We start from the raw sequence: 6779 nt of genomic DNA on the forward strand, positions 1-6779 counted from the left end.
GGTGTCGGTGGGTAGCCCGGGGCTGCGCATTGCCCGGGTCAACTACGATCAGCATGAGCGCATGAGCGGCTGATCGACTGTGATCTGGAGTTCTGGCGGCATGATGCGATTCATGTCGGAGTGGATGTGGTTTAGCCTGGTGAATCCGCGTCGACCCCTTCGCGAGCAGGCTCGCTCCCACACAGGATCTGTGTCGCTCACACAAACCCTGTGGGAGCGAGCCTGCTCGCGAAGGGGTCGACGCGGATTCACCAGGCTAAACCACATCCACTCCGACATGAATCGCATCATGCCGCCAGAACTCCAGATCACAGTCGATCAGCCGCTCATGCTGATCGTAGTTGACCCGGGCAATGCGCAGCCCCGGGCTACCCACCGACACCCGTAACGCGGCGGCCGCATCCGCCGAGAGCGACGTCGGCACTATTTCGAAACGTACCCGCCCGTAGTGCAAATCGTAATGCCGTGCGTACAACTCGGTGATCGACTGATTCAAATCGAACTCGAGAATCCCCGGAAAATACTGCGGATTCAAATAGTGCTCCACGTATAGCACCAGCCGCTCATCAATGCGTCGCGCGCGGCAAATCTGGATCACGCTCGACAGCGCCGGCAACTGCAACCAGTCGCACACCGCTGCCGAGGCGGGTTGCAACCGCGCCGAAATCACTTCGGTGGACGGCACACGTCCCTGCGCGCTGACCATCGCGTGAAAGTGACTGCGCTGCATCAGGTTATAGGCCAGGCGCGGTGGCGAAACGAACCAGCCACGGCGCTCTTCGCGATAAATCTGCCCCTGCGCTTCCAGCTGCAACAACGCCTCGCGCACGGTAATCCGTGTAGTCCCGAACAACTCACTGAGCTTGCGCTCGGCCGGTAGCTTGCTGCCGGACGCCAACAAACCGTGGTCGAGCTGCTCCTGCAAGACCTGACCAATGGCCGTCACCGCTTTCGTTGCCTCATCACGCATCAACGTTACCTATCTGGACTAGACCAGCGCTGTTTCGGAGCAGAACCGCGCGATAAAGCCGGTTCATCGACATCCTGCAAGCGTAGGCAATGCAGATGACTGATCGATGACAAAGCAACCCAACGGTCATTTCCATGGTCGTAGCAAACCTTGCAATACATCGGCCGAGTCCCTTGCACACCGGGTCTTTACCCATGGTCTACGCTTACCGGGCACCTGCCAATACCGGGCAAATAACTGTGCTGCCGGGCGACCACCGACATGAAAGTGTCATCGAGCCCGCCTAAATTGGCTCAGGTATTGCTGACCTAGACCAACACAACCGCAATCGCAGCGTTGAAAACGCCCAAAGGAGCTTCGGATGAAAAAGCTTTTCCTGGCATCACTGTTAGGCTCGACCATTGCCATGTGCACCGCCGCCATGGCGGCTGACGATTTGAAAACCCTCGAAGCCGCTGCGAAAGCGGAAGGCGCCGTCAACAGCGTCGGCATGCCCGATGACTGGGCCAACTGGAAAGGCACTTGGGCAGACCTGGCCAAAATCTATGGCCTCAAGCACATCGACACCGACATGAGCTCGGCCCAGGAAATCGCCAAGTTCGCCGCTGAAAAAGACAACGCCAGCGCTGACATCGGCGACGTGGGTGCAGCCTTCGGCCCGATCGCGGTCAAGCAAGGCGTGGTGCAACCCTACAAGCCCACGACCTGGGATCAGGTTCCAGCCTGGGCCAAGGACAAGGATGGCAACTGGGCGCTGGCCTACACTGGCTCCATCGCGTTTATCATCAACAAAAAATTGCTGCACGGTTCCGAAGCCCCCACCAAATGGGCTGACCTCAAGGGTGGCAAATACAAGGTTTCCATCGGTGACGTGAGCACCGCGGCCCAGGCGGCCAACGGTGTACTGGCGGCGGCTTTGGCCAATGGCGGTAACGAGGCAAACCTTGATCCAGCCCTGAAACTGTTCGCAGAAATCGCCAAACAGGGTCGCCTGTCGATGGCCAACCCGACGATTGCCACCATGGAAAAGGGTGAAATCGAAGTCGGTGTGGTTTGGGACTTCAATGGTCTGAGCTACAAGGCGAAGATGGCCAATCCGGATGACTACGTCGTGCTGATTCCATCCGATGGCTCGGTGATTTCCGGTTACACCACCATCATCAACAAATACGCAAAAAACCCGAACGCCGCCAAGCTGACCCGCGAATACATCTTCAGCGACGCCGGCCAGATCAACCTGGCAAAAGGCAACGCACGCCCGATCCGTGCCGAGCACCTGACCCTGCCCGCCGAGGTCAAGGCCAAGCTGCTGCCTAACGAACAGTACAAAAATGTCACGCCGATCAAAGACGCCGACGCATGGGAAAAGACCTCCAAAGCCCTTCCTCAGAAGTGGAACGAAGAAGTCATCGTAGAAATGAAGTGATGTCGTAAATCCCCACATTGGATAAGCCATCGGAAATCCAATGTGGGAGYGAGCCTGCTCGCGATAGCGGTTGAACATTCAACATCAATGTTGACTGGGCCACCGCTATCGCGAGCAGGCTCRCTCCTACAGGGGGAAATGGGTTGGGTATTTGAAATAACTGTCTCGCGGAGTTTGCCCCTATGAAGCACAACGTCATCCTGGTCGTGCTCGACGGCCTCAATTACGAAGTCGCGCGCCACACCATGGGGCACCTGCAGGCCTACGTCGGAGCAGGTCGCGCCGCGCTCTACAAACTGGAATGCGAACTGCCGTCCCTGTCCCGTCCACTCTACGAATGCATTCTCACCGGCGTCCCGCCCATCGAGAGCGGCATCGTTCACAACAACGTCTCGCGCCTGTCCAACCAGCGCAGCATTTATCACTACGCCACGGACTACGGCCTGAAAACCGCCGCAGCGGCGTATCACTGGGTCAGCGAGCTGTATAACCGCTCGCCGTTTGTGGCTGCACGGGATCGCCACACTGACGACGAAGCCCTGCCGATCCAGCACGGTCACTTCTACTGGAACGACCACTACCCGGATTCGCACCTGTTCGCCGATGCCGAAAGCCTGCGCGTGCGCCATGCGCCGAATTTTCTCTTGATCCACCCGATGAACATCGACGACGCCGGGCACAAGCACGGACTCGATACCCCGCAATACCGCAACAGCGCCCGCACGGCCGACATTATTCTGGCTGACTACCTGCGCTCCTGGCTTGACGCCGGCTATCAAGTGCTGGTGACCGCCGACCACGGCATGAACAACGACCGCTCCCACAACGGCCTGTTGCCGGAAGAACGCGAAGTGCCGCTGTTTGTTCTCGGTAACGCGTTCAGTCTCAACCCCGACGCCACGCCGAAACAGACCGAAATCTGCGGCACGATCTGCGAACTGTTGGGCGTACCCCACGACAAACCGGTGTGCCGGGAGCTGCTCAAGTGAATGCCAGTACCCGTGGCAAGTGGCTGGCAGCCTTGTGTCTTGTACCTTTTGCCCTGTTCTTCATCGTGTTCGAGATCGCCCCGCTGGTGTGGGTGATGATCAATAGCCTGCAATCGGAGGAGTCCGGCTGGGGCCTGGCCAACTTCACCAAGATCTTCAATTCAAAGTTCTACATGCAGGCGATCCAGTACAGCCTCGAGATCAGTTTCTGGTCCAGCGTATTCGGGATCATTATCGCGGTGCTGGGCGCCTACTCCCTGCGCCGGGTCGACTCGAAACTGCGCAATTTCGTCAACGCTTTCGCCAACATGACCAGCAACTTCGCCGGCGTGCCCCTGGCCTTCGCGTTCATCATCCTGCTGGGCTTCAACGGCAGCTTCACCATCATGCTCAAGCAGGCCGGGATCATTCAGGATTTCAACCTGTACTCGAAAACCGGGCTGATCATTCTCTACACCTACTTCCAGATCCCCCTCGGCGTGTTGCTGCTCTACCCGGCTTTCGATGCCTTGCGCGAAGACTGGCGCGAGTCCGCCGAATTGCTCGGTGCCAACGGCTGGCAGTTCTGGCGGCACATCGGTTTGCCGGTATTGACGCCGGCGTTGCTCGGTACGTTTGTGATCCTGCTGGCCAACGCTCTTGGTGCTTACGCGACGGTTTACGCGTTGACCACCGGCAACTTCAACGTGATGACCATCCGCATCGCGGCGATGGTGTCCGGCGATATTTCCCTCGACCCGAATCTCGCCAGTGCCTTGGCCGTGGTGCTGGTGGCATTGATGACCCTGGTTACCCTCGTGCATCAGCTGCTGTTGAAGAGGAGCTACCATGTCTCGCGCTGAACTGGGCCCCGTCGGTGTCTATCACCGCGTGGTGGTGTACCTGCTTTTTGCCATTCTGTTGTTGCCGCTGTTCGGGACGTTGATCTACTCGATTTCCAGCAGTTGGTCGGCGACCATTCTGCCCAGCGGTTTTACCTTCAAGTGGTACCTCCAGCTGTGGAGCGATCCGCGCTTCCTCGGTGCGTTCGGTCAATCGCTGCTGGTCTGCGTTGGCTCGTTGATCTTGTCGGTGGTGCTGATTCTGCCGTTGCTGTTTGTGGTGCATTACCACTTCCCGAAACTTGATGCGCTGATGAACATTCTGATCCTGCTGCCCTTCGCGGTGCCGCCGGTGGTGTCGACGGTGGGGCTGTTGCAGCTTTACGGTTCCGGACCGTTCGCGATGGTCGGCACGCCATGGATTCTGATTGGCTGCTACTTCACGATTGCGCTGCCGTTCATGTACCGGGCAATCACCAACAACCTGCAAGCGATCAACCTGCGCGACCTGATGGACGCCGCACAGCTGCTCGGCGCCGGTACCTGGCAAGCGGCGTTCCTGGTGGTGCTGCCGAACCTGCGCAAGGGCTTGATGGTGGCGTTGCTGCTGTCGTTCTCGTTCCTGTTCGGGGAATTCGTGTTCGCCAACATCCTCGTCGGCACCCGCTACGAAACCCTGCAGGTCTACCTCAATAACATGCGTAACAGCAGCGGCCACTTCACCAGTGCGCTGGTGATTTCCTATTTCTTCTTTGTGCTGGTTATGACCTGGGCGGCCAATATCTTGAACAAGGACAAAAGCGAATGAGCTATGTCAGCGTCCAACACCTACAAAAAAATTACTCGGGCACCACGGTATTCAGCGACATCAACTGCGAAATCCAGAAAGGTGAGTTCGTCACGCTGCTTGGCCCGTCTGGTTGCGGCAAATCCACGCTGTTGCGTTGCATCGCCGGCCTGACCTCGGTCGACGGCGGCAAGATTCTGCTGGAGGGTCAGGACCTCGTTCCCTTGAGCCCGCAGAAACGCGGGATCGGCATGGTCTTTCAGAGTTATACACTGTTCCCGAACATGACCGTGGAACAAAACATCGCCTTCGGCCTGCGGATGCAGAAGGTCAACGCCGACGACAGCCAAAGGCGCGTTGCCGAAGTGCTCAACCTGGTGGAACTGAACGACTTCGCCGTGCGCTTTCCCCATCAACTGTCTGGCGGCCAGTGCCAGCGTGTGGCGCTTGCCCGCTCGCTGGTCACTCGTCCACGGCTGTTGCTGCTGGATGAACCGCTGTCGGCCCTCGACGCACGGATTCGCAAGCACTTGCGCGAACAGATACGGCAGATCCAGCGCGAACTGGGCCTGACCACGATTTTTGTCACACACGATCAGGAAGAAGCGCTGACCATGTCTGACCGGATTTTCTTGATGAATCAAGGAAAGATCGTACAAAGCGGCGACGCCGAAACCCTCTACACCGCACCGGTGGATGTGTTCGCCGCCGGCTTTATCGGCAACTACAACTTGCTGGACGCCGAGAGCGCATCGAAGCTGCTGCAACGGCCGATCGACCACCGAATTGCGATTCGCCCGGAAGCCATCGAACTGAGCCTGAACGGCCAACTTGACGCCCAGGTCCGCAGTCACAGCTTGCTCGGCAACGTGATTCGTTATCGGGTCGAAGCCCGCGGCGTGGAATTGGTGGTGGATGTGCTGAACCGCTCGGCGGCCGACCTGCATCCCGATGGTCAGCGTCTGGCGCTTTCCATCGATCCGACGGCCCTCTGCAAGGTAGCTTGAAAGCAGCTGCAAGCTGCAAGCTGTAAGTAAACTACTGACTACCTCCATCCACCTTGCAGCTTGAAGCTTGCCGCTTGAAGCTGTTCTCAGAGAGAACTGCACTAATGGCCCTGGCAATTTTTGATCTGGATGAAACCCTGATCCACGGCGACTGCGCCACCCTCTGGAGCGAGCAAATGGGCCGCCTGGGCTGGGTCGACCCTGAGTCGTTCATGCGGCAGAACAATGAGCTGATGGACGCTTGCAGCCACGGCAAGTTGAGCATGGAAGAGTACATGGAGTTCAGCCTCGAACCGATGATCGGCAGGACACCTGAAGAGGTCGATCACCTGGTCGGGCCATGGGTTGAAGACTTCATCGAGCCGATCATCTTCAGCGACGCCACCAAAGCCATCGCCGCCCACCGCAAGGCTGKCGACCGGATTCTGGTGATCTCGGCGTCTGGCACGCACCTGGTGCGGCCGATTGCCGAACGCCTGGGCATCGACGAGATTCTCGGCATCGAACTGGAAGTCGCGCATGGGGTGTACAGCGGCCACACCGTTGGCACGCTGACCTACCGCGAAGGCAAAATCACCCGTCTGCTGGAATGGCTGGATGCGGAAGAGGAAAACCTCGAAGGTGCTAGCTTTTATTCCGATTCACGTAACGATTTACCGCTGCTTCTGAAGGTGGATTTCCCACACGTGGTAAACCCGGATCCGGTGCTGCTTGAACACGCAGAAAAGGCCGGCTGGCCAATCCATATCTGGAAGTAACGCAAATCCCCTGTGGGAGCG

General features: G+C 58.3%; 7 protein-coding genes and 1 pseudogene. 7 read left to right on the forward strand and 1 reads right to left on the reverse strand.

What is annotated here, in order from left to right; genetic code table 11:
• Nucleotides 1-135 (forward strand): annotated as a pseudogene (locus AC1DSG_RS25415) (MFS transporter); the annotation flags it as partial.
• A gap of 121 nt (nt 136-256) precedes the next feature.
• Here AC1DSG_RS25415 and AC1DSG_RS25420 read toward each other — a convergent pair.
• The gene (locus tag AC1DSG_RS25420) at nt 257-970 is read right to left on the reverse strand and encodes a UTRA domain-containing protein (RefSeq protein WP_477793347.1); all 714 of its coding nucleotides are present in this window, start codon (nt 968-970) and stop codon (nt 257-259) included.
• A gap of 361 nt (nt 971-1331) precedes the next feature.
• Between AC1DSG_RS25420 and AC1DSG_RS25425 the strand changes: the two genes are divergently transcribed.
• From AC1DSG_RS25425 to AC1DSG_RS25450, 6 genes are all read left to right on the forward strand, one after another.
• Nucleotides 1332-2396 (forward strand): ABC transporter substrate-binding protein, encoded by a 1065-nt coding sequence (locus AC1DSG_RS25425; protein WP_477793348.1) that lies wholly within the window; start codon nt 1332-1334, stop codon nt 2394-2396.
• A gap of 182 nt (nt 2397-2578) precedes the next feature.
• Nucleotides 2579-3385 (forward strand): alkaline phosphatase family protein, encoded by an 807-nt coding sequence (locus tag AC1DSG_RS25430; protein WP_477793349.1) that lies wholly within the window; start codon nt 2579-2581, stop codon nt 3383-3385.
• Complete coding sequence (locus AC1DSG_RS25435; protein WP_477793350.1) at nt 3382-4227, forward strand: ABC transporter permease; 846 nt, start codon at nt 3382-3384, stop codon at nt 4225-4227. The genes AC1DSG_RS25430 and AC1DSG_RS25435 overlap by 4 nt, the downstream gene beginning before the upstream one ends.
• Nucleotides 4214-5014, forward strand: a complete 801-nt coding sequence (locus AC1DSG_RS25440; protein ID WP_477793351.1) for an ABC transporter permease — start codon at nt 4214-4216, stop codon at nt 5012-5014. The genes AC1DSG_RS25435 and AC1DSG_RS25440 overlap by 14 nt, the downstream gene beginning before the upstream one ends.
• The gene (locus AC1DSG_RS25445; protein WP_477793352.1) at nt 5011-6000 is read left to right on the forward strand and encodes an ABC transporter ATP-binding protein; all 990 of its coding nucleotides are present in this window, start codon (nt 5011-5013) and stop codon (nt 5998-6000) included. The genes AC1DSG_RS25440 and AC1DSG_RS25445 overlap by 4 nt, the downstream gene beginning before the upstream one ends.
• Nucleotides 6001-6104: 104 nt before the next feature.
• The gene (locus tag AC1DSG_RS25450; protein WP_477793353.1) at nt 6105-6758 is read left to right on the forward strand and encodes an HAD family hydrolase; all 654 of its coding nucleotides are present in this window, start codon (nt 6105-6107) and stop codon (nt 6756-6758) included.
• Nucleotides 6759-6779: the final 21 nt, after the last annotated feature.

This window comes from Pseudomonas sp. P5_A12, from assembly GCF_056400685.1.